Source organism: Clostridium sp. AF32-7AC (assembly GCF_003477925.1).
GTDB lineage: Bacteria > Bacillota > Clostridia > Lachnospirales > Lachnospiraceae > Otoolea > Otoolea fessa.
The window spans coordinates 103,604-125,627 of sequence record NZ_QUEG01000008.1 but is presented as its reverse complement, the minus strand read 5'-3'; the positions used below and the strand labels follow the sequence as shown (position 1 = coordinate 125,627).

The 22,024-nt window shown below is 47.6% G+C and carries 21 protein-coding genes; 20 read left to right on the top strand and 1 reads right to left on the bottom strand.

The features are described from left to right. Positions 1–243 precede the first annotated feature (243 nt). The 20 genes from DWZ45_RS11795 (at position 244) to DWZ45_RS11700 (ending at position 21,285) form a co-directional block, all read left to right on the top strand. On the top strand, positions 244–612 hold the full coding sequence (locus DWZ45_RS11795; RefSeq protein ID WP_118469263.1) for a GNAT family N-acetyltransferase: 369 nt from the start codon (positions 244–246) through the stop codon (positions 610–612). Between the two features lie 152 nt (positions 613–764). Next, complete coding sequence (locus tag DWZ45_RS11785) at positions 765–1,949, top strand: AI-2E family transporter (RefSeq protein WP_118469245.1); 1,185 nt, start codon at positions 765–767, stop codon at positions 1,947–1,949. Between the two features lie 3 nt (positions 1,950–1,952). Beyond that, a complete protein-coding gene (locus DWZ45_RS14690; RefSeq protein WP_227589690.1) occupies positions 1,953–2,225 on the top strand; it encodes a hypothetical protein in 273 nt (90 codons plus the stop codon). Between the two features lie 312 nt (positions 2,226–2,537). Then, positions 2,538–3,077 (top strand): histidine phosphatase family protein, encoded by a 540-nt coding sequence (locus tag DWZ45_RS11775; RefSeq protein ID WP_118469243.1) that lies wholly within the window; start codon positions 2,538–2,540, stop codon positions 3,075–3,077. A 109-nt stretch (positions 3,078–3,186) separates the two neighbouring features. Then, positions 3,187–3,969: an IclR family transcriptional regulator gene (locus DWZ45_RS11770; protein ID WP_118469241.1), complete on the top strand. Its 783-nt coding sequence runs from the start codon at positions 3,187–3,189 to the stop codon at positions 3,967–3,969. A gap of 244 nt (positions 3,970–4,213) precedes the next feature. After that, a complete protein-coding gene (locus tag DWZ45_RS11765) occupies positions 4,214–5,902 on the top strand; it encodes a nitrilase-related carbon-nitrogen hydrolase (protein ID WP_118469239.1) in 1,689 nt (562 codons plus the stop codon). Between the two features lie 16 nt (positions 5,903–5,918). After that, a complete protein-coding gene (locus DWZ45_RS11760; protein ID WP_118469237.1) occupies positions 5,919–7,232 on the top strand; it encodes a cytosine permease in 1,314 nt (437 codons plus the stop codon). Positions 7,233–7,274: 42 nt separating this feature from the next. After that, positions 7,275–8,360, top strand: a complete 1,086-nt coding sequence (locus DWZ45_RS11755) for a DUF917 family protein (protein WP_118469235.1) — start codon at positions 7,275–7,277, stop codon at positions 8,358–8,360. A 238-nt stretch (positions 8,361–8,598) separates the two neighbouring features. Next, positions 8,599–9,276 carry an AroM family protein gene (locus DWZ45_RS11750; protein WP_227589689.1) on the top strand — a complete coding sequence of 226 codons (678 nt, stop codon included), beginning with the start codon at positions 8,599–8,601 and terminating at the stop codon, positions 9,274–9,276. Between the two features lie 16 nt (positions 9,277–9,292). Further along, entirely contained in the window at positions 9,293–10,234 is a 942-nt protein-coding gene (locus tag DWZ45_RS11745) for an aminopeptidase (protein ID WP_118469233.1), read from the top strand. A 77-nt stretch (positions 10,235–10,311) separates the two neighbouring features. Beyond that, positions 10,312–10,980, top strand: coding sequence for an aspartate/glutamate racemase family protein (locus tag DWZ45_RS11740; protein ID WP_118469231.1), 669 nt, complete (start codon positions 10,312–10,314; stop codon positions 10,978–10,980). Between the two features lie 239 nt (positions 10,981–11,219). Then, positions 11,220–11,357: a hypothetical protein gene (locus tag DWZ45_RS14550; RefSeq protein WP_181357196.1), complete on the top strand. Its 138-nt coding sequence runs from the start codon at positions 11,220–11,222 to the stop codon at positions 11,355–11,357. A gap of 4 nt (positions 11,358–11,361) precedes the next feature. Then, complete coding sequence (locus DWZ45_RS11735; protein ID WP_118469229.1) at positions 11,362–12,705, top strand: MATE family efflux transporter; 1,344 nt, start codon at positions 11,362–11,364, stop codon at positions 12,703–12,705. Between the two features lie 134 nt (positions 12,706–12,839). Continuing rightward, entirely contained in the window at positions 12,840–13,244 is a 405-nt protein-coding gene (locus tag DWZ45_RS11730; RefSeq protein ID WP_107000722.1) for a prepilin-type N-terminal cleavage/methylation domain-containing protein, read from the top strand. A gap of 231 nt (positions 13,245–13,475) precedes the next feature. After that, a complete protein-coding gene (locus tag DWZ45_RS11725) occupies positions 13,476–14,324 on the top strand; it encodes a DNA adenine methylase (RefSeq protein ID WP_118469227.1) in 849 nt (282 codons plus the stop codon). After that, a complete protein-coding gene (locus tag DWZ45_RS11720; RefSeq protein WP_118469225.1) occupies positions 14,311–15,600 on the top strand; it encodes a hypothetical protein in 1,290 nt (429 codons plus the stop codon). The genes DWZ45_RS11725 and DWZ45_RS11720 overlap by 14 nt, the downstream gene beginning before the upstream one ends. 153 nt (positions 15,601–15,753) lie before the next feature. After that, positions 15,754–17,106: an MATE family efflux transporter gene (locus DWZ45_RS11715; protein ID WP_117796846.1), complete on the top strand. Its 1,353-nt coding sequence runs from the start codon at positions 15,754–15,756 to the stop codon at positions 17,104–17,106. 23 nt (positions 17,107–17,129) lie between these two features. After that, positions 17,130–17,684 (top strand): phosphatase PAP2 family protein, encoded by a 555-nt coding sequence (locus tag DWZ45_RS11710; protein ID WP_270231201.1) that lies wholly within the window; start codon positions 17,130–17,132, stop codon positions 17,682–17,684. Between the two features lie 477 nt (positions 17,685–18,161). After that, positions 18,162–19,829 (top strand): 2-isopropylmalate synthase, encoded by a 1,668-nt coding sequence (gene leuA, locus DWZ45_RS11705; RefSeq protein WP_118469259.1) that lies wholly within the window; start codon positions 18,162–18,164, stop codon positions 19,827–19,829. 256 nt (positions 19,830–20,085) lie between these two features. Next, positions 20,086–21,285 carry an amidohydrolase family protein gene (locus DWZ45_RS11700; protein ID WP_118469221.1) on the top strand — a complete coding sequence of 400 codons (1,200 nt, stop codon included), beginning with the start codon at positions 20,086–20,088 and terminating at the stop codon, positions 21,283–21,285. Positions 21,286–21,424: 139 nt separating this feature from the next. Here the strand turns inward: DWZ45_RS11700 and DWZ45_RS11695 are convergent, their stop codons facing one another. After that, the gene (locus DWZ45_RS11695; RefSeq protein WP_118469219.1) at positions 21,425–22,018 is read right to left on the bottom strand and encodes a cupin domain-containing protein; all 594 of its coding nucleotides are present in this window, start codon (positions 22,016–22,018) and stop codon (positions 21,425–21,427) included. Positions 22,019–22,024: the final 6 nt, after the last annotated feature.

The window sequence follows — 22,024 nt, the reverse complement described above, 5'->3', positions numbered from 1 at the left end:
TAATTCACTTGCTGACTTTGGTAACTACTATAAATCAATTATTGAACAGAATTCTGATAGCTGCCTGGAAGTATCTGAAAGTATAGAAGTGAATGGAACGCGTACATTTGGATATAATGATCCAATTATTTACAAGAGAGTATAAAAGCTCTAATTGACAGGAGATGACTAGACTTGAAGAAGGCATATAAGCAGGAAATAGAGATGTGGAACCGGGTGTTTGCGGAATGTACACAGGAGGATTTGATAAGACAATACAATGAAGATGATATAGACGCAGTAATGCAGATATGGCTTGATACGAATATTCGTGCACATAATTTCATATCGTCTGGCTACTGGCGGATTAACTTCGACATGGTAAGAGAAATGCTTCCTCATGCAGAAATATACGTGCATGAAGAGGACTGTGCAAGGCAGATAGATGGATTTATTGGATTGAATGATGATTATATTGAGGGGATTTTTGTAAAAGAAACAATGCAGTCAAAAGGAATTGGAAAACAACTGCTAAATCATGCAAAGAAAGTTAAATCCACATTAAAATTAAGGGTCTACCAGAGAAATGAGAAAGCAATTAAATTTTATCTACGGGAGAACTTTTGCATTTAATCCGAAAGTGTAGATGACAACACAGGAGAAAAAGAATTTGTAATGATATGGAATAAATAAATTCCGGTTATGGAGGTTATGCCAGATCATATTCATTTACTTCTGGATTGCAAACCGCAATTTTTTATATCAGACATGCAGAAAGGAAAAACATGGAGAAAAAATCACAAAATCCAACCTCTAACAAAAATGAAACACCCGCACCGCAGGGAGGCAAATGGCCGGACGAGACGATCATTCGTTATATCATCCGTGCTTTTTTGCTGCTTATTGTATTCGCATGGGCGCTGGTAAACCTTGACGCTGTTTTGTGTTTTCTCGGCAAGGTGCTTGCACTGTTCACTCCGTTTCTGATCGGCGGCGCGATTGCTTTTTTGATCAACGTAGTTCTTCGGCCGATGGAATGCTGCTGGAACAAGGTGTGCCACAAAGCTCCTGCAAAGCTGACCCGCCCCGTGTGCCTGACAGCAAGCACCGTGCTTATCCTTGGAATTCTATTTGCTGTGGTGTTTATGATGCTCCCCAGCTTGCGGGAATCCGGCGATGAGTTTATCCAAAACATTCCGGTCTATGTGGAGGAAATCGGGCGGTGGTGGGCTGGCGTTGTCCAGTTTGCTGCAAAATATAACATTGTCCTGCCCGAATATGTCATAGACTCTGACCTGTTGATTGAGAAGGTCACCGCCTTGATCAGTGACGAGAAAAGCGGGATCCTCACTGTGACATGGGGCGCGGCAACCTCTGTCCTGTCGGTTTTTGTGGATGTTCTCTTGGGACTTGTCTTTGCACTTTATCTGCTTGCAAAGAAGGAAGTCGTCGCGGCACATTTGAAAAAACTCATTGTGACAGTCCTTCCGCAAAAGACGGCACAGCGGCTTCTTAGTATTGCCGCGCTGACCAATCAGACCTTCACAAATTTTGTCAGCGGGCAGCTTACCGAAGCGGTTATCATCGGTGTTCTGTGCTTCTTTGGAATGCTGATTCTTGGGATTCCGTATGCCGGTGCTGTCTCCGCGTTTGTGGCCGTCACTGCGCTGATGCCGATTTTTGGCGCATGGATTGGCGGCGGCTTTGGTGCGTTTTTGATTCTGCTGGCAGAACCTGGCAAGGCTCTGTGGTTCATTCTCTTTCTGATCGTTTTGCAGCAGGTGGAGGGCAATCTGATTTATCCCAAGGTGGTCGGCAAGTCCGTCGGACTTCCTGGACTGCTTGTGCTGATGGCTGTTACGATTGGCGGCGAAGCATTCGGCATCTTAGGGATGCTGTTCAGCGTTCCCGTCTGCGCTGTGCTGTTCAGCCTTTATTTGGAGTTCATGAAGAAAGCAAGCACCCTTTAAGTTGTGGTCTATTCAACAAAGACCACGGCAATTATCGAGCATATTATTTACGATGAGATGGATGACCATTACGGCGCAGAGCCGGAATATCCCTGGAATGACTGGAAAGCTGTGCTGAGGCGCAACGACAATAATAAATGGTATGGTGTGGTTCTGAAAGTATCTGCTGATAAGTTGGGGGCGTCGGAAGCAGCCGGCATTGATCTAGGGCTGCCGTTCGAGGAAAAACGAAGGGTTTTCGAGGGAGGCAAGTCAAATGGAAGACGATCGACTTGAATTATTCATTAGTTCTTGATAAGTAACCATTCGGTAATCATAGCGTAGTTATCGAATGGTTACTTTAATGAAGAAAATAATTATGGCAGAAGGTACAAAGAAACGGATTTTGAGAACAGCACTGGAACTGTTTGCGCATACGTGCCCAGTAAAGGATAGAGTTGTATCTTAACCTGAGTATAGTTATAATACAATTATGACAGCTGCTTTCCCAGGATTATCAATGACGGAAATGATGTATGACGATGATAGGCAGCAGGGAATTTCCTGGGTATAAAAAAGCTTGCGAAGCTAATGAGAAGGGATGACATCATGGGACATTTTTATTTTGTAAGACACGGACAGACTGTGTGGAATGTGGAGAATAAAATTTGCGGAGCAACAGACAGTCCGTTGACGGAGCATGGACGGCAGCAGGCGGCTGAAACCGGGAAAAATATTGTAGAAAGCGGAATCAAGGCAGATGAGATTCTCTATTCACCCCTTAGCCGTGCGGCAGATACAGCAAAAATTATTTCTGAAATGAGCGGGATTCCCTGCAGGGAAGAACCGAGACTCATAGAGCAGAATTTTGGAAAATGGGAGTCTACGCCGAGAGACGGCAAAGAGTTTAAGATGGCGAAAGCGTCATTTGCCTGCCGATATGAAGGGGGAGAATCCATGCTGCAGCTTGCACAGCGTATCTATAATCTGCTGGATGAGATAAAACAGGAGTCTGACCATAAGACATACATTCTGGTGGCACACAATGGAATTTCAAGGATGATTCAGTCGTATTTTACGGATATGACCAATGAAGAATTTGCATCCTTTGGTGTAAAAAACTGCCAGGTGGTGCGGTATGACTTCTAATCTGGAGCGAGGTGGGCAGTAAAGCTTACCGGGAAGCAGCGGGAGAGTAAAAATCACGTAACTGTGAAGGTACTGAACAGTTACAAAATCACAAACTTAAGGAGGAGAGATGAATCCAAATAAAAAGGATGATGCGAGCTACCTGCAGACGGTTGGCCGTGCCCTAACTATTTTAGAAATGTTCAGACAGCAGAATACACTGTCTCTGCCGTCGATTGCCAAGGAGCTGGGGGTGGGAAAAACCATCGCCTATCGATTGGTACATACTTTGACCGAAGAGGGATTCTTAACACAGGATCCTTTTACGAAACAGTACTCTTTGGGAGAGCAGGCGCTGGTATTGGGATTTTGTGCGGTGCATAGGCTGGATGTTAAACGAATTGCTCACGATTTTCTTTGGAAGTTCCATGAGCGCACCAAGATCAGCACATATCTTACGATTCCGTGTGGGAATCAGAGTTTGTGTGTGGATCGTGTGGTTTCAGATAGTACTGGGCGTTTGAGTTCAGTGTTTGTGGGGGGAGTATATCCGTTGTTTCGTGGGGCAAGCAATCGAGTATTACTGGCATTTGCTTCGTCCCAATTTCAAAGCAACTATCTCAATAGCTTAGAGTTGGCAGAAGAGGAGAAAGCTCAGCTGAAGGAGGATTTGAAAGACGCTCGAGCTCGTGGATATGATATTACTCATAACAGGCTGACAGAGGGACTGTTTGCCGTCGGATTTCCTATCTATAACTCAGCTAACCAGCTAGTGGCTGGTCTGAGTGTAGGGGGAGTAGATGATTCGGAACGACCAGACGTTGTGGAGAAATATATCCAGCAGGGGCGTCAACTGGCTGTTGAGATCAATAATCAAATGGGCTCAAACTATTACAGTAGAATATCTGATTGATTTGTTGCAGATGCAAATATAGGTAATAATATAAGGAATCAGGACAAAAGAAATGGTCTTTTGTCCTGATTCTCTTTTTGTCGCAAAAAAGTATGGATATAAAACTAATTTATGAGAATTTGATGTAGTATATTGACAAAACTCTGATAAAATGCTAATATAACAACATAATTCCTATGTAAGTAACCGTATTCCTATAATAGGAATCTCGGACAAATGAACGATAGAAAGGAGAGTGAGAATCATGAAGTATAAAGGTGCTGCAATCCAATATGACTGCCATTTTATGGATAAAGAGAAAAACTTGGCTGCTCTGACGAACTTGGTGCGTCAGGCAGCAGCTCAAGGGGCGAAGCTCATTGTTCTGCCAGAAATGTGTGCGACTGGATACTATTTTGATAGCATGGAACAGGCGGCCGAGATGGCAGAGCCCATAGCAAATGGGCAAACGGTACGATTATTGGAGAATTTAGCAAAGGAGTTAGATTGCTATTTGGTTGCAGGACTTCCTGAGTCGGATGGAGAGAGGTTGTACAATTCAGCGGTTCTTATAGGACCGGAGGGGCTGATTGGCCGACATCGGAAAATGCACCATTATGTTCCTGATAGTACATGGGCTAAAACGGGAGATGAACCGGTAAAGGTGTTTAATACTCCTATTGGAAATATAGGCATACAGATTTGTATGGATCTAAGTTATCCGGAAGGACCTAGGTTAAGCAGGCTTATGGGAGCACAGGTTTTGTGTTCGCCTATGAACTGGAACGAGCCATCTATCCCTTCATCTATCTGGCTGACACGTGCTAAGGAAAACGGTATGTATGTGATTGCTTCTAATCGACACGGAAATGAAAAAGGATTCGATTTCTGCGGCGGAAGCGGGATTATTGATCCAGAGGGCAGAGTAGTGGCGTGTCATCCTTATGGAGATGGAATTGCTATGGCTGAGATTGATTTAGAGATGAAGCCGGATCGAAGCGATATTCCTTTACGCCGCCCGAAGCTCTACCGTGAACTTCAGTTACAGCGTTATCCATGGTATCAGAGCCAGTATTACCAAGCATATGCTACGGAGCCATTGCTTGAGGGAAAGCAATTTTCAACGGCGGTATGCAGCATGAAACCGGAGAATCGGGAAGAAGGGTTTATGGCTGTAAAGCAGGCTATCAGTCAAGCTGGGAAGCAAGGAGAGCGCTTGCTGGTTCTGCCAGAACTGGTGCTTGGAGGTGTACCTGATGACTTGCAGCAAGCACAGTGCGTGGCCATTCGAGAGGATGATCCGGTGTGGAAAGAACTATCTTCTCTAGTCATGGAGAATCATGTGGATGTGATTCTGGGCTTTGTATTAGAAGAAAACGGGAAGCTATGGAATGCAGCAGCATGCTTGTGCGAGGATGGTTCTCGACATTACTATCGGAAGAGTCATCTGACTGAGAGGGAAGCACAGTGGGCGGAAGCAGGAGACCGTGCCGGACTGGTCCTTGATCGCCCTTATGGCAGAATCGGTGTACTGTTAGGCAACGAAATTTTTATTACGGAAGTACCTCGATTGCTGGCCAATAGCGGATGCGATATTTTAGCTGTTCCAGCGGTGGAAAATCCGTCGTGCCCTCCTGGTATTCCAGAGGTTCAACAGGAGGTGGAACATTATCATCTTGCTAGGGTAAGAGCTAATGAAAATAGTACATACGCAGTCTTTGCGGCTCAAAAAGGAGTGAGCGGCATATTTGGTCCAGATATGTTCCTAGTACCGCGGAATGAAGTGGTGCTCAACGAGAGCGGATTTGCAGATATGACAATGGATACTCGATTTATATTGTCAGATGAAAGTGGATGTCCAGCGATAAACCTGGTTCGAGAAAAGCCAATGCTTGGAACCAGACATACTACATGGTATGACAAGTTGATAGAAGAAACGGATTGTGTGCTTTAAAAGAAGGGAGAGCCATATGAGCGATAAAAAACATGATGTGAATGCTGTGACAACTGAGCCTAACGTGGAAGATCAGGATTATATTTATACTCCGGTTCCTCAAAATAAGCGGTACGGATGGATTAAGATGTTTTTCGTCTGGTTATGTTGGAATGTAGTAGTAGGAGACCTGGCTACAGGTACGGCGTTAGGATCCAGCATGAAGTTTCGGGATGCTCTTATTGCCCTGTCAATCGGCGATATTATATTAGTGGCGGTCATGATTATGACTGTGTATATCGGTTCAAAAACCGGATTGGCAGCAATGTCATTGATTCGGTTTACCGTAGGTCGGGTAGGAACTTATATTTTCTCGGCGATTATCTGTGTGACCTCAGTGGGTTGGTTTGCCACCCAGTTGGGCTTCTTTGGGCAGATTTGGTCTCAGTATATTCCGATAAGCGTACCGATCCTGGCAGTGCTGGGCGGAATTATGATGGCATCTACAGCGATTAAGGGATTTAAGGGAATGGAGAAGTTAAGCACATTTGCAGCGATTCCGTTGCTTCTGTTTATTGTTTTGGCATTGGTTAACTGTGTAAGATTGATTGGTGTAGATTCTTTGTTCTCTTATAGCCCTGCGGGAAGTCAGATTGGCACCATGGCTACTGGCGTGACCACAGTTATTGGCAGCTGGGCAGCCGGAATGGCTACCGTTCCCGACTGCGGTCGATTTGCAAAGACAGATATCGTAAAGATCTCTATCGTTTGGATCGCTGGTCTTTTCTTTGGTCATTTCCTGCTTCCAATTGCTGGTATTGCAGCTGCTCTGCATCTGGAAACATGGGATTTCGGAGTAGTATCTGATTACATTGGCGTACTGGCAACTGGTTCAGGAATCATTGGTGCTCTGCTTATTACTTTAGCTGCATGGACAACTAACCAGCAGAACCTGTACTCTGCATCCAATGCGACATGCAACATTATTGAAGTGAAGAAAAAGAGCACTGTTACCATTGTTCTGGGCGCGATCGGAATTGCTTTAGGTTTCTGTGGTGTGGTGGACTACTTTGTGCCGTATATGACATGGCTTGGTATTGTAATCCCGCCAATGGCTGCAGTTATGGTGGCTGATTATTTGGTACTGCCTTTGTTTGGAGTAAAACATAATTATAATTATAATGACATTTCGTACGAAAACCTTCCACTTATCAAGTGGCCTTCCGTTCTGGCTTGGGGATGTGGTGTAGCAGTTGCTATTTTCTCTCCGGGCATTCAGGCTATTAATGGTATGGTAGCTACGGTTGTGCTGCATGTGGTATTTAATCTGATGGCAAATAAGAAGAATTAAGGTGGAAGCATCTTGATGCAGAATATAGAAAGGAAGAAAGTTATGGAACATATTGGAATGAAATTGACAGAAGAACATGTCCGTTGGGCGGCTCTTGGTGGCTCTATTCTTGGCGGCGGTGGAGGCGGTTCGGCAAAGACCGGAGCTGAGTTCGGAGATCTGGCTGTGCGGTTCAGCCAGCTGGAATTAACCCCGTTGGATCAGATTGATCCGGAAACCGTGGTTGTCACAGCCTCTATGGTAGGAGCTCCTGCCGCACAGGAGAAGTTTGTCTCCCCGGCAGATATGATGCGCTGCGTGGAGCTCTTTACTCAAAGCACGGGTATTCGTCCAGGAGGTATCGTTACTAATGAGAATGGAGGCGGTTCTACGTTCAATGGATGGCTAGAGGCATCCATGCTGGGAATCCCTCTGATAGACGCTCCCTGCAACGGCCGTGCTCATCCTACGGGAGTGATGGGAAGCCTGAATCTTCATCGTGATCCCAATTATATTACTACCATGACCTGTGTGGGCGGACGAAAGGAATTGGGTCGACACGTGGAATGTACAGTTACAGGTTCTATTGATCATTGTTCTAAACTGGTGCGGGCGGCTGCTGTGGAGGCTGGAGGCCTTGTGGCTGTAATCCGGAACCCGGTGAAGGCTTCGTTCCTGCAAAAAAACAGCGCTGTGGGGGGCTTGTCACTGGCTATTGAGACGGGACGCCGTTATTCACAGGGATTAGAAAAGTCGGTAGAAAATGGTGTGCAGGAGGTTTGTGAATTTTTAGGCGGTGAGATATTGGCTCACGGTCCGGTAGAGGAGTATCAGCTGCGCAGTGAAGGCGGCTTTGATGTAGGTATCGTTAAGATTGGTGGATATGAGATGTCTTTCTGGAATGAGTACATGACGGTGGATGGACCAGATGGACAGCGCAAAGGCACATTCCCTGATCTGATTATGACATTTGACAGCCAGACTGGACGGCCAACGCCTACATCTGACTTGAAACAGGGCCAAGAAGTTTATCTCATTCATGTGGGTTATCAGCATCTGAAGTTGGCGGCTCCCATGTTTGACAAGGACTTATTGGCGGGCGTAGAGAAGATCATCAACCGTCCTATTGTGGATTGTGTGTCATTCTGATAAGGAGATAAGGAAATCTATGCGAAAGACCCCGCCGCCAAAATACTGGCAGCGGGGCCTTTGTAGATAGGACGTAACGGTTCAGTAGGTCTGTGCATTTACTGCACTGACCGTACGAAAACATGGGTCAGCAGGCAAAAATCCCATTGCCGTAGGCAATTTTTAATGGATTTTTGCGCGTGACTGTGAAGGTACTGAACAGTTACGATAGGGCAAGCATAAGATGGAGGAGATTAAGATGGTGAAGATGAAAGTTGGAGCAATAACCATTGGGCAGTCACCCAGGACGGATGTGGTACAAGAACTGTTCCCGCTGATGGGTGAGCAAGTGGAACTAATTCAGGCAGGTGCATTAGATGGGCTCACTCGGGAGGATATCCAGGCATTTGCACCAGGACCAGAGGATTATACTTTAATCTCACGGCTTCGAGACGGAAGTTCGGTTATGATTGCCGAACGACATATTCTGCCCCAGCTGCAGCAGTGTATCGAACGGTTGGAAGAGCAGGGCGTAAATTTGATTCTGTTTTTGTGCACGGGGGATTTTCCGGCTGTGTTTCATTCTAAAGTGCCATTGATTTTTCCGTGCAAGGTGCTTAATGGGCTTGTGCCAGCCTTGTCTAATCGAGGAAAGATCGCTGTAGTGGTTCCAACACCGCAGCACGTGGATCAGACAGAGAAAAAGTGGAATCAGTATGTAAAGGAGAGTATTATTATTCCGGCTTCTCCCTACGGTAGCCAGGATGATTTGGATGCGGCGGCTAGAGCTGCAGCGAAAATGGATGTGGATCTGGTGGTAATGGACTGCATTGGCTATAATATCGGAATGAAAGAACAATTTCAAAAATTATCTGGAAAACGGGTGATTTTGTCCCGGACACTTGCAGTCCGGGTTATGATGGAACTGCTGTCATAAGAGGGGGGGAAATGCGATGGAACTGGCGGAAATTGGAAAAAATATTTTAACAAACTGCATGAATGTCAAACCAGGGGAGAATGTACTGATAGTGACCGATGATGAGAAGTATGCCATTGGTCAGGCCTTGTATCAGGCGGCTAAACTTTTGAAAGCAGAAGCTATGTTAATGACTATGACTGCTAGAGAGGTGTCTGGTCAGGAACCACCCGCTGTAGTGGCAGCTGCCATGAAAGCGGCGGATGTGGTAATTTGCCCCATGAAAACATCTATTACGCATACACGAGCCAAAATTGAGGCAGCGGAAGCTGGAGCAAGGATTGCTACAATGCCGGGAATCACGGAGGAAATGTTTGCCATGGGTGCTATGACTGCAGATTACAGTCGTGTTATGGCACTTACAGAGCAGGTGACTGATTTATTGACGAATGCCAATACAGCACGCATAGAGAAAGATGGACATGTTTTAACGCTGGATCTTCGGGGACGGCGTGGAGTATCTAGCCCTGGTGTCTATCGGGAAAAGGGGCAGGCGGGAAATCTTCCTTCCGGAGAGTCCTACATAGCTCCGATAGAGACAGGAGCAAATGGTACGATGGTAATTGATGGATCTATGGTTGGAATCGGTTTATTAGAACAGCCTTTGGAAGTGAAAGTGAAGGACGGGGTTCTTCAAAGCATCCAAGGAAAAGAAGCAGAGAAACTGGAGATTCTCTTGAGAAATAAGAACAATGCCACTCTGTGTGAACTGGGCATTGGAACCAACTATGCGGCCAGACTGATCGGCGTTATTCTGGAGGATGAGAAAGCTTATCAAACGGTCCATATTGCCTTTGGTACTAACGTAGGATTTGGAGGAAATAATCAGGCAGACTGCCATATGGACGGAATTATTAAGAATCCCACATTGTATTTGGATGACAAGCTAGTTATGTTAGATGGAGTTTTCCAGATTTAAGGAGAACTCCCAATTGCTGCTGGAGTACTTTCTTCATGAAAATATTTTCACGAAACAAGAGAGAAAGGACGTATAATATGAAAACATATAAAGTTGGTCTGATTCGGGTGCTGACCACAGAGGACGAGGAATTGCTGCAGCTGCATGGAAAGCTGATAGAATCGTATTTCCCTATGTTCCAGGTGGTGTCACGATGTATTCCGGAACAACCGGAGGGAATTCATGACGATGAAACATTCGCTGTAGGTGTACCTAAGGTGGTGAATCTTGCAGTGGAACTGTGGAAGGAAGGCTGTCAGGCTATTATTATCAGCTGTGCCGGTGACCCGGGAGTTCCGGAGGCAAGACAGGCCGTACCGATTCCGGTTATAGGAGCGGGATCCAGTACTGCAGCGTTGAGTCTGTTTTTTGGCAGTCATCCGGCTGTGTTGGGGATTACCGAAGATGTACCGTCAGGATATAAGCGGATATTCGGTGATCGGATTGTAGACAATGCAAAGGGAGCTGGGGTAGAAAATGTCCTGGATTTGATGACAGACAGAGGATATGAAGCCACCATGAAAGCAGCGGCTGCGCAGAAAGAGATGGGTGCCGATGTGATTGCCCTTAGCTGTACAGGAATGTCCAGTATCCGTATTGCTCCCTCCATCGAAAAGACAGTAGGAATTCCGGTTCTGGATCCTGTTTTGTGTGAGGGACTGCTGACATTGTTTGAGCTATTGAGAAGAGAAAATATGGAGGATTAGGAGTTAGAATTAGGAAGCTTCGTCTATACTAAAATATAGGCGGAGCTTTTTGTGTATAATGATTGTATCTTAAATGGAAGATCGATTATAATATAAATAGACAGAAAAACTGGCGGTTTATATAAATATTATGCTGGGTACACATACATTCCCAGCAGCTGCTGAACACAGTAAAAGGCAATGGAGGCACCGGATAACCATAGCTGCAACTGTGGCGCAGAAAGTGAATGAGTGAAATTATGAAACGAATTAACAATGTTATGCCAATTATTTCTGGACCCTGTTTTGGTTTTGCCGGAATTTTTGTACACGAATTACGGATCGTACTTGCTAAGCTTGTGCTTTCGGGTAAAAAGCAGGAAGTTGTGGAGGAATAGGATCATGTCAAAAGATGAGTATTTGATTACCGATGCGCCGCTGAAAGCGTTGACGGTTTTTGCAATGCCGATGATTCTCGGCAGTTTTTTTCAGCAGGTATACAATATGGCGGACTCCATTATCGTCGGCCAGTTTGTGGGTTCCTCCGCACTGGCGGCGGTTGGCGCCTGTGCAGCGCTGACGAATGTTTTCATTTGTGTGGCACTGGGGGCCGGTGCTGGTGCAGGTGTGCTTGTGAGCCGCTATTTCGGTGCCAAAGAGTATGGAAAAATGAAAACGATTGTGTCTACATCACTGATCAGCTTTTTGCTGCTGAGCATCATCCTTGGTGTCTTTGGCTTTTGTTTTTCCCATGGGATGATGAGCAGATTACAGACTCCTGCCGATATTCTGGAGGAAGCAGTGCTGTACCTGCGGGTCTATTTTGTGGGCTTTCCGTTTTTGTTCATGTACAATATTCTCTCTACTATGTTCACTTCCATTGGTGAATCAAAAATTCCGTTGGGACTGCTGATTTTTTCATCCATCCTGAATATTGTAATGGATCTTTGGATGGTAGCCGGTCTGGGGCTTGGCGTGTTCGGTGCGGCGCTTGCAACTTTGATTGCACAGGGCATTTCGGCGGTGTTTTCACTTTTGATTTTCTTTTACCGGATGCGGCGGTATAAGAGTGTCTTTGCCTGGTTTGACGGACAGGAGCTGCGCTCGATGCTTCGGATTGCTGTTCCGTCGATTCTTCAGCAGTCTACCGTATCCATCGGTATGATGATAGTGCAGGCGGTGGTAAATCCTTTCGGCACACAGGCACTCGCCGGATACGCGGCAACGATGCGGGTGGAGAATGTTTTTTCCCTGATTTTTGTGTCCATCGGCAATGCGGTTTCTCCGTTTGTTTCCCAGAATCTCGGCGCAAACAAAACCCAGCGGATCAAAAAAGGCTACCATGCAGCATTGGTGCTGGATGTGTGTTTTGCGGCGCTTGCTTTCCTTGTCATTGAAACGCTGCACACGCAGATTTCCTCACTGTTCCTTGGAAAAGACGGAACCGCCCTGGCTTATCAGGTGTCTGGGGATTATATGAGATGGCTTGGTTACTTCTTTATCTTTATGGGAATTAAAATGGCGACCGATGGAGTCCTTCGCGGACTCGGAATCATGCGGCCATTCCTCGTTGCCAACATGGTAAATCTTGCGATCCGCCTGTCCGTGGCGTTGATTGGTGCACCGCGTTTTGGCATTAATTTTGTTTGGCTTGCCGTGCCGGCAGGATGGCTTGCCAATTTCCTGGTTTCCTATACGGCACTGAGAAAATCCTGGCCGGCTGAGAAAGTGGAGCCATCTCGATAAATTTGGATGTACGGAAACGAAATACATACGTTTGTCTTGTTTGATTTATGAATATCGATTTTGTTAAAAATATGTATTTGCATTAGAGAAAAAACGGGTATAATAACATAAACTGACAGAAGGAGAAATTTGTGATGAAGAGACGGGAAGGTTTTACACTGGTTGAGCTATTGATAGTGGTGGTTATTATTGGAATACTGGTATCAATTTCAATTCCGATTTTTACGGCACAGATGCACAAGGCGAAGGTGGCGGCAGACTGGGCGAATCTCAGGGCATATTATGCGGAAATACAGGCAGATTATATGTCTACCCAGCAGAGAAATCCGAAGGTTAAACTTTATTGGGAGACAGATAACGCTGATGACTGGCACTCGGTGACTTTTTTAGATGGACATAAGGCTGAGATGAAGGCTGGAACCTGTCTAGTTAATTTTGAGGATACTGAGGATCATAAAGGATATTCAATTGTATATGAGTGTAATAAAGATCATGCAAAATGTTACTTAGGCTTAGGAGCGGAGCATACGAAACCGTAACAATGATATAGCTTGAGAATACATAAGGAATTTCCGGTTCTAATGCTGGACATCCACCCCAAAGTCAAGTATAATAAACTAGAACAGTTGTACGATTATAATAAACGGGTAATCAGAGCACAAGCGGACATCTGATTTCCCGTTTTTGTGTTACAATGTATCCGGAAGAAGCTGCCGGCGGCAGGTTCTGTAGGTGAATAGAAAGACAAACAGAAGGAGGTACCCTATCCGATGTCAAGAAAAAATCCGTTCGTCATGCCCATCCTCAAATGGGTAGGCGGCAAACGGCAGCTGCTGGACAGCATCAATCCGCTGATCCCGGAATGTTCGACCTATTATGAGCCGTTTATCGGGGGCGGTGCGGTGCTCTTTGGGAGACAGCCGAACAAGGCGGTGATCAATGACTCCAACGAAGAGCTGATCAATGTATACCGTACGATCAAGGAAGAGCCGGAAGAGCTGATTGCGGCGCTGAGCGCACATAAGGAACAGAATTGCGAGGAGTATTATTATACGGTGCGGGCGTGGGATCGTGACAAGGAGACGTATCAGACGCGGACCAACGTCGAGCGGGCAGCGCGGATCATTTACCTAAACAAGACCTGCTACAACGGCCTGTTCCGCGTCAACAGCTCCGGCGAGTTCAATTCTCCGTGGGGCAGATATAAGAACCCGAATATCACGAACGAGGCGACCATCCATGCGCTGAATGCGTATTTAAATAAAGCAAACATCACGATCAAATGCGGCGATTACCGCGAGGCGTTAAAGGGCATCCGGAAGGGCGCGTTCGTCTATTTTGACCCGCCTTATATGCCGATCAGCTCGTCGGCGTCGTTCACGGGCTACACCGCGGGCGGCTTCGGGGAGGAAGAGCAGATCGCATTAAAAGAGCAGTGTGACATGTTGAATGCAAAGGGCATCAAGTTCCTGCTTTCCAATTCGTCCTGCGAATTTATCGAGGATTTATATAAAGATTACATCATCGACCACGTGGATGCCAAGCGCGCGATCAACGTGAAACCGGAGAAGCGCGGAGAGATTCAGGAAGTTCTGGTACGCAATTATGAGCTTGATTGATGATAAATGGAGAATTTTATTTGATAAATACCGGATTGAGCGGGAAATTGAGAAACATGGGCGGTTTTACATCACCGCTGACCAGATCCGCGAAGTCAAGGAACCGCGTCTGATGACGAAATTTGACACGCGGGAATCCCTGCCGCGGGTGTTTGGAAAGAAGATTTCGATTCTTCCGGTGTCGCGCGGCGGCTATGTGCTGGGCGAGTTTGACTTGTATCAGGATTTTCCGGAGATTCCGTCCGATATCAAACGGGTGACGAGCGCGAAGATACCCGATTACTTTGAGTCGATCGACCTTCATGACATCCGCTCGGAAGCCAGCGCGATCAACGTTATGAGCATCACGGGGATTCTGGATGATTTTCTGGGCGAGGATCGCATGGTGCAGACGGTTTCGGGGCGGATGGGGTCTGGAAATTTTGAGTTTTATGTCAGCGACTATCAAAAATCAGAGCCGATTGAGAAAAAGCCGCTTATCCAGGTACAGAATTCGCAAGTCGAGATCGACGGTGGATTTGAAAATGAGAATGTATTTACGCTGATCGAGGGAAAAAACGTCGTCCACAGCAATTTTCTGATCCGGCAGCTCTATTATCCGGCGAGACTCTGGGCGGAGAAGATACACAAGCCGATCCGTCCGGTGTTTATGGTGTATTCGAATAATATTTTCCGCCTGCTGGAATATGAATTTACGGACCTGCGCTACTACAATTCGCTGCGGCTGGTGCAGGAGCGAAATTACAGCTTAGAGGAAATCGAGATCACGCTGGATGATTTATACGATGTCTGGGCACGGACAAAGGTCAAGCCGGAACCGGCGGTTACCTTTATCCAGGCGGACAGCTTTTACAAGGTTATTTCACTGGTGGAACGGCTGAACGAGAATCCGATGACGGGCGGGGAGATCGCGCAGCTTTTTGGATTTAAGGAGCGACAGTCGGACTATTATTTCAACGCGTGCCGCTATCTGGGGCTGGCGGAGAAGCAGACGGATGAGGACGGCGTGAAAGTGCATATCACGGCGATAGGAAGACGGCTTTTGAAACTGCCGTATAGGGCGCGCCAGCTCGAATACGTCCGCCTGATTCTGGAACACCCGATTTTCCACGATTTATTTGAAGCTGCCCTTCAGATCGGAGATGTTCCGGACAAGGAGTATGTCGCAAAGAAAATGCGGGAATACCAGGTCTGCGGGGAGAATCTGATCGTGCGGAGGTCAAGTTCAGTGCGGGCATGGCTGTACTGGATTCTGACGCTGGTGAACGAAGGATAGGGAAATGGTGCGGAATTATTATATGTATCCGTTATCATGCTAAGGGGGTAATTTCGTCTCAGATGCGGCGGCGTCCGTGCATGTGATGCCTGACCGTTAGAAAAACAGACCATTTGGACAGAGAATAAAATATAGAAAGTTACAGGACAGCATATGGGCAGACAAGAGCAGACAAATCATCTTTTCAGCAATCGCGATCTGCGGATTCTTCTGGTTCCGCTGATCGTAGAGCAGATTTTAAACTCCCTGATGGGTACAGCGGACAGCATTATGGTCAGCAACGTGGGATCGGCGGCGATCTCGGCAGTTTCTTTGGTTGACTCCATCAATATTTTAGTGATACAGGCATTCTATGCGCTGGCGGCAGGCGGCACAATCGTCTGCTCCCAGTATATCGGACAGAAAGATAAGAAAAATGCGGAGGAATCCGCGAGACAGTTATCTTTTGTGGTGGCGTGCATCTCGTCGGCGGTCATGGCAGTCTGCCTTCTGACACGCGGACCGCTGCTGCGGCTGATTTTCGGCAGCGTCGAGGCGGATGTCATGGAGGCAGCGCAGATCTATTTCTTCTACACGGCGCTTTCGTTCCCATTTATCGCCCTCTATGATGCCGGTTCCTCGATCTACCGGGCGCAGGGAAATACAAGGCTTCCGATGACGATCGCGGTCGTCTCTAACGGGTTAAATATCGCCGGAAATGCGGTGCTTATCTGGGGCTTCCATCTTGGAGTTGCCGGTGCGGCGATTGCCACGCTCGGTTCCCGCGTTATCTCGGCAGTGGTGGTGTTCGCTTTTTTGCACAATTCCAGCCAGGAAATTGCGGTACGTGACTATCTGCATATCCGTCCGGACGGACGCCGGATTATGCGGATTCTCTCATTGGGAATCCCAAACGGTATCGAAAATGCGATGTTCCAGTTTGGAAAGCTTGCGATTCAGTCAACCGTTTCGACCCTCGGGACGATCGCGATCGCAGCCCAGGCGATGACGAATATTCTGGAAAACTTAAACGGCATCGCAGCGATCGGTATCGGAATCGGCATGATGACGGTGGTCGGACAGTGTCTCGGCGCGGGGCGCAAGGATGAGGCGATCTATTATATCAAAAAATTGACGGCAGTGGCGGAGATCGTCATCATCGCAAGCTGTGCGCTCGTATTTCTGGCGACGAAACCGGTCACGATTCTGGGCGGCATGGAGCCGGAGAGTGCGAAGATGTGTCTCTACATGGTCGGATGGATCACGGTGGTAAAGCCGATTGTCTGGACGCTCGCATTTATTCCGGCATATGGAATGCGGGCTGCCGGGGATGTGAGGTTTTCGATGATTCTCTCCTGCATCAGTATGTGGGTGTTCCGGGTGACGCTGTGCATTTATCTCTGCCGCGTCCACGGCTTCGGACCGATCGCGGTGTGGATCGGCATGTTTACAGACTGGACGATCCGGGGCATCGTATTCACATTCCGCTTTATGGGCCGGAGATGGCTCGCGCATAAAGTTGTGTAAAAAACAGAGGGAGCAAAATGAAAATGGAGTTACAAATACTGGATTGGATTCAGCAGATGCGGACGCCGGTGGGCGATGTCTGGATGGTGTTTATTTCGCGGCTTGGAAATGCAGGAATGATTTGGATTCTGTTTACATGCCTGCTGCTTATGATTCCGCGGACGAGAAGATGGGGAGCTGCGCTGGCGGCAGCGCTCTGTCTGGATGCGATCATCTGTAATATCTTACTAAAGCCTATGGTTTGCCGGATCCGTCCGTGCGATGTGAACCAGACAGTTCAGCTGCTCATTGCCCGCCCGGCGGACTATTCCTTCCCGTCGGGACATACGGCGGCTTCGTTTGCTGCGGTCGCGGCTCTGTACTTTGCCGGGGCGAAAAAATGGTGGAAAATCACGCTGCCTCTGGCGATCCTGATGGCGTTTTCAAGAATGTATTTATATGTGCATTACCCGACCGATGTTTTGGGCGGCATGATTGTGGGATGCGCGGCGGGGTATTTTGGAAACCGTCTGGCGGCGCATCTGATACGGTCCTGGAGACAGAAAATGAAAAAACCAGAGGACAGAAAAAATAGATAATTTTATGTAAGAGATGCCAGAAGTTACTGGGCACGTATGCGTGTACAGTAATGCCAGAACACCTGTAATTGCCCCGTTTTTCTCTTGATATCCTTTATTTCCGATGGTATAATCTATAATCGAAATAATTTCTTTTATGATAGAAAAGGGATGATTATGATGGGGTTAGACCAGAATCAGTAATTTTATTCATTGTTAAAAGGTACGGCGTGATCTATCGACTCCAAAGCTTAGGATGATAGGAACTGCGTTTTTTGATGATGAGGTACCTGGAAAGAGACCAGGGGTAATGTGCTCTCGGAATCTTTCTGTGCTTGATTTTGTGAGATGATTTTTTTGTCAGTTGTGCCCAAATTTCTGAGGCGTTGGCGTTGCGTCCGCCTCTGAAATTCGGGTGCGGCTGGCGGAAAATCAGCCACAAAAGCAGGTGCAGAAAAGACTCCGAGAGTACATTATAGAGTGATGGAGGAGAAAGACATGTTAAATTACAAGAAATATAAGAGAGTTCCGGTGGTAGATTACCCGGAGCGTGAGTGGCCGAATAAAGAGATTGAGAAAGCGCCGATCTGGTGCAGCGTTGATTTGCGCGACGGCAACCAGGCACTGGTTGAGCCGATGGTCGTAGAGGAGAAGATCGAGATGTTCAACCTCCTGGTAAAACTTGGATTTAAAGAGATCGAGATTGGCTTCCCGGCAGCTTCCCAGATCGAGTACGATTTCCTGCGCCAGTTAGTAGAACGCAAGCTTATCCCGGACGACGTAGTTGTACAGGTTCTGACCCAGTGCCGCGAGCACCTGATCAAGAGAACCTTTGATGCCATCCAGGGTATTCCGAAGGCGATCGTACATATTTACAATTCAACTTCTACCTTACAGCGTGAGGTTGTATTCCATGCAGACCGCGAGGAAGTAAAGCAGATCGCGATCGATGGTACCCGCATGGTAAAGAAATATATGAAAGATTACGACGGAAAAGTAATCCTTGAGTACTCTCCGGAGAGCTTTACCGGAACCGAGCTTGATTTTGCACTGGATATTTGCACCGCTGTACAGGAAGAGTGGGGCGCAACCCCGGACAATAAGATCATCATCAACCTTCCGGCAACGGTTGAGATGACGACTCCGAACGTATACGCAGACCAGATCGAGTGGATGAACAAGCATTTTAAGAACCGTGACAGCATTATTTTAAGTATCCATCCGCACAATGACCGTGGTACCGGCATTGCAGCGACCGAGCTGGCTCTCTTGGCAGGTGCAGACCGTGTCGAGGGTACACTGCTTGGAAACGGCGAGCGTACTGGTAATATCGACATATTAAATATCGCTTACAATATGTTCTCGCAGGGTATCAACCCGGAGTTGAATCTGGAAAATGTAAAGGAGATCACCGAGGTTTGCGAGCGCTGCACAAAGATGACCGTTGATCCGAGACATCCGTATGCAGGCAAGCTGGTATTTACCGCATTTTCCGGTTCCCATCAGGATGCGATCAGCAAGGGGATGCAGGCGCTTCAGAAGAAAACCGATGGCATCTGGGAGGTTCCGTACCTGCCGATTGATCCGAGCGATATCGGACGCGAGTACGAGCCGGTTGTCCGCATCAACAGCCAGTCCGGCAAGGGCGGCGTAGCCTTCGTTATGGATTCCTTCTACGGATTCCGTCTTCCGAAGGGAATGCACAAAGAGTTTGCTGACATTATCCAGAAGATTGCAGAAAAGCAGGGCGAGGTAGCTCCGGAGCAGATCATGGACGAGTTCCGTGCAAACTATCTGGACAGAAAAGAGCCGATGCACTTCAAAAAATGCCAGATCACAGACAAGGAGTACGAGGGCGGCGCATTCGCAACCGTTGCAACTCTTACCTTTACCGCTCATGACACCGAGCGCACCGTTGAGGGTGTAGGTAACGGACCGATCGATGCGGTACAGAGAGCGATCGAGGAGGCACTTGGCATCGAGATCCGTGTTCTGGACTACAACGAGCATGCACTTCGTTCCGGTTCCGGCGCACAGGCAGCGTCCTACATCCATCTGATGGATGTAAAGAGCGGCCGGGCAACCTACGGTGTCGGCATCAGCTCTAACATTACGAGAGCATCTATCCGCGGTATCTTCAGTGCGGTAAACAGATTGTTCTACTAAAAAATAAAATGAATCAATTCAGAGTGACTGCTTGTGTGTGGACAGTCGCTGGTTTGGGCGGTATGCAGAAATGTGTGCCGCTCTTTTTCTGCCTGCCCATCTTTTTTAAAACAGGTTTCACCGGATACTCCGCATTCCAATATTGACAAGAACAAAATCCCGGTGTTACGATATAGAAAACTGAAAAACTGCGTGAAATGACGATATTCGACTGAAAATTTCATACTTATGAAAAAGAGAAAGGAAGTCCGTGAAAATGATTCTAAGGGCGAAGTATTTAATTACCGGAGATGGCAGAACCTGCTTGCAGGATCAGGCGGTGTATCTGGATAAAGAGGGAAAAATCGGCTGGATAGGAGACGCAGCGGAAGCGGCGGGGCGCTACCCGGAAGAGATGGTAAAGGATTACGGCGAGGCGACGATCCTGCCGGGACTGTTTGATATGCATGTGCATTTTGGCTACTACTACAGCCAGCCGGATCTGAATAATTATGACGATTATATGGTGGCATACTATGCGCTGGAACAGGCGAAACAGTCGCTGCGGCTCGGCATCACGACGGTGCGTGATCTGTCCTGTCCGCCCAATCTGATGAAGCAGCTGCGTCTGGCAGGGCAGAAGGGGTATGTGACGGTTCCGCGTATCATCCATGCGGACGCAGGTATCTGCATGACCGGCGGACACGGACATCAGGATGGGGTCGAGGAGGCGGACAGCCCGTGGGGCGTGCGCGCCGCTATCCGAAGACAGCTGCGCGCGGGAGCTGACTGGGTCAAGATCCTGACGAGCAACCGCGGCGATATTCCGGAATTTACCCAGGAAGAGCTGGATGCAGCGGTGGATGAGGCGCACCGCCAGGGGGTGAAGATCGCGGTTCATTCGGGTACGCAGCCGTCGATTCAGATGTGTATTGACGCGGGATTTGACACGATCGAGCACGGAACCTTTTTAACAGAGGCGCAGGCGCGCCAGATGGCGGAAAAAGGAATCGCGTGGACGCCGACGATCACGGCGTACACATATTTGTATGAGCAGACAAAGCAGATGATCGAGGCGGGTGTGGATATGGACAACCCGATCGCAGCCAGAGCCGTTCACGATCAGGCATTTTTCAAACCGGCGTTTGAGGCATACCGGGATAATTTTAAAAAGCTCTATGACACAGGGGTTACGGTGCTGGCAGGCAGCGATATGGTACTTTACAAGGCACCGCCGCTTCCGATTCATCAGGAACTCGGCTATATGGTAGACTATGGAATTACGCCGGTGGAGGCAGTGAGAACCGCAACCTACAATGCGGCGAGCGTGCTTGGAATCGGGAAGGAGACGGGTAGCCTGAAAGAGGGCCTGGCGGGGGATCTGCTGGTTGTAAAGGGAGATGTCTCAAAGAATATTCGTGCGCTGGATGATGTGCTGGAAGTGTATCTGGCAGGAAAAATGGTGTATACGGTGTAAAAGATATGAAAAAGCTGTCTTTTTCAGAAGTGCAGGAGTTTTTGTTTCCTGAGATGGGAAAACCAAAAAGAAAATAAAAACATCTTGAAATTCTAAAAGAGACAGCTTTTATTATGTTTCTATACCGCGCAGACTGTAATTAAAATACGACTTCATTCCCATGAACAAACGGATTCGGCGTGTGTACGGTCAGAATCTTAACGACACGGTTTGTGTTGTTGACCCAGTCATGCGGGGTCTGGGAGTGGATCTGGATACTGTCGCCCGGATTCAGGCAGTATTCGTTGCCGTCCAGATATACGGTCAGGATACCCTCCAGAACGTAGATAAATTCTTCACCGTCGTGCTGATTCATCTCAAGCTGGTTTTCAGAGCTTGTGGTGGCGGACGGCATCAGGTGGAAGATACGCGGAAGACAGGCGAATCCCTGTGCATTTCCATTGACCAGGTACTGTACGATCTGGGGGTTGATCTGGGAACAGTGCATGGCAAAACTCCGGCTGACCGGGGATTTCTCCTGATCGGCGGAGGAGTCAAAGAACGAAGACAGACTGACTCCGAGAATCGCGGCAAGCTTTGCCAGAGAGTCGATTGCGATCGAAGAGAGACCGCGCTCCAACTGGGAAAGAAAGCCGATGGACAGACCGGACTCTTCGCTGAGCTGTTTCAGTGTGTATTTTTTTGCGGTACGGAAGGCTTTCACCTTGGCACCGATGGTAACATTATGATCCATAGATAT

Bases quoted from the DNA above. Each gene is read 5' to 3' on its own strand.
- DWZ45_RS11785 (WP_118469245.1), top strand. From the start codon at position 765: ATGGAGAAAAAATCACAAAATCCAACCTCTAACAAAAATGAAACACCC.
- DWZ45_RS11775 (WP_118469243.1), top strand. From the start codon at position 2,538: ATGGGACATTTTTATTTTGTAAGACACGGACAGACTGTGTGGAATGTG.
- DWZ45_RS11770 (WP_118469241.1), top strand. From the start codon at position 3,187: ATGAATCCAAATAAAAAGGATGATGCGAGCTACCTGCAGACGGTTGGC.
- DWZ45_RS11765 (WP_118469239.1), top strand. From the start codon at position 4,214: ATGAAGTATAAAGGTGCTGCAATCCAATATGACTGCCATTTTATGGAT.
- DWZ45_RS11760 (WP_118469237.1), top strand. From the start codon at position 5,919: ATGAGCGATAAAAAACATGATGTGAATGCTGTGACAACTGAGCCTAAC.
- DWZ45_RS11755 (WP_118469235.1), top strand. From the start codon at position 7,275: ATGGAACATATTGGAATGAAATTGACAGAAGAACATGTCCGTTGGGCG.
- DWZ45_RS11750 (WP_227589689.1), top strand. From the start codon at position 8,599: ATGGTGAAGATGAAAGTTGGAGCAATAACCATTGGGCAGTCACCCAGG.
- DWZ45_RS11745 (WP_118469233.1), top strand. From the start codon at position 9,293: ATGGAACTGGCGGAAATTGGAAAAAATATTTTAACAAACTGCATGAAT.
- DWZ45_RS11740 (WP_118469231.1), top strand. From the start codon at position 10,312: ATGAAAACATATAAAGTTGGTCTGATTCGGGTGCTGACCACAGAGGAC.
- DWZ45_RS14550 (WP_181357196.1), top strand. From the start codon at position 11,220: ATGAAACGAATTAACAATGTTATGCCAATTATTTCTGGACCCTGTTTT.
- DWZ45_RS11735 (WP_118469229.1), top strand. From the start codon at position 11,362: ATGTCAAAAGATGAGTATTTGATTACCGATGCGCCGCTGAAAGCGTTG.
- DWZ45_RS11730 (WP_107000722.1), top strand. From the start codon at position 12,840: ATGAAGAGACGGGAAGGTTTTACACTGGTTGAGCTATTGATAGTGGTG.
- DWZ45_RS11725 (WP_118469227.1), top strand. From the start codon at position 13,476: ATGTCAAGAAAAAATCCGTTCGTCATGCCCATCCTCAAATGGGTAGGC.
- DWZ45_RS11720 (WP_118469225.1), top strand. From the start codon at position 14,311: ATGAGCTTGATTGATGATAAATGGAGAATTTTATTTGATAAATACCGG.
- DWZ45_RS11715 (WP_117796846.1), top strand. From the start codon at position 15,754: ATGGGCAGACAAGAGCAGACAAATCATCTTTTCAGCAATCGCGATCTG.
- DWZ45_RS11710 (WP_270231201.1), top strand. From the start codon at position 17,130: ATGGAGTTACAAATACTGGATTGGATTCAGCAGATGCGGACGCCGGTG.
- leuA (WP_118469259.1), top strand. From the start codon at position 18,162: ATGTTAAATTACAAGAAATATAAGAGAGTTCCGGTGGTAGATTACCCG.
- DWZ45_RS11700 (WP_118469221.1), top strand. From the start codon at position 20,086: ATGATTCTAAGGGCGAAGTATTTAATTACCGGAGATGGCAGAACCTGC.
- DWZ45_RS11695 (WP_118469219.1), bottom strand. From the start codon at position 22,018: ATGGATCATAATGTTACCATCGGTGCCAAGGTGAAAGCCTTCCGTACC.